Origin of the sequence: Pseudomonas sp. DVZ6, assembly GCF_024259445.1 — a bacterium.
Taxonomy (GTDB): Bacteria; Pseudomonadota; Gammaproteobacteria; order Pseudomonadales; family Pseudomonadaceae; genus Aquipseudomonas; species Aquipseudomonas peradeniyensis.
This window is the reverse complement of record NZ_JANCLM010000103.1, coordinates 1-784: the sequence shown is the minus strand read 5'-3', so window position 1 is coordinate 784 and position 784 is coordinate 1. Positions and strand designations below refer to the sequence as shown.

Here is a 784-nt window from a genome sequence, read left to right as displayed (position 1 = left end):
GTCAGCGCGTCATGATTCCTGCGCAGGCTGTCCTGCTGGAACCACAACCCACCCAGGCTCAACATCAGGTCCGCGCGGCCCGGCCCCAGGCCAGACAAGCCACTGCGCAGGTTGCCCATGGCCTCACGGGCCAGGGCGCGGGTCTGCTCCGCGCTCAGGCTGAGCAGGCGCAGGCTGTGGGCGGCCTGGTATTGCAGGCTGTCGGCCCCTATGCGCACGCTGCGCAACGCCTCGCCAGCGTCGGTACCCACGCTGGCCTGCAGGTGCTGCAACCGGGCCTGCAGGTCCTCGGCGCTCTCCATGGTCCAGAGCACCAGCTCCACGACCTTGCCGTGCTTGCCGGACACTGCCGCGGTGATGGCGCCGCTGAGCAGCATGGCGTTGACCTTGTGCGCGGCGGGTTTGCGAAAGGCCTGGTCCAGCTGGCCCAGCAGCGCATCAGTGCGCGCCTGCAGGCCTTCGTTGAGCAGCTTCAGGTATTCGCCCGCCCTGAGCGGCACGACGAGCTGCGTCATGTGCTGCCCGGCAAAACGCAGCAGCGCCGCGCTGTGCACGTAGCCGATCATCTGCCGGGCGCCGGCGGACAGGTGGCTGTGGAGGGTGTTGCCGGCATTGGCGGTGGCGGCGAGCAGTTGGCCGATGGCGTCGCGCACCGGCTTGACCATCAACTGCTGGCCCTCGTAGCTGGTGGTGAGGCCCTTGACCGTGTCGTAGACCTTGCTCAGGTCCTGGCTGGTCAAGGCCTCCAGCAGTTGCCGGAGCAGGCCCTGGTGCTTGGCGACCA

At 68.6% G+C, this 784-nt stretch carries 1 pseudogene; it reads right to left on the bottom strand.

What is annotated here, in order from left to right:
- A pseudogene (locus NMG10_RS25815) lies at window positions 1-784 on the bottom strand (hypothetical protein); the annotation flags it as partial.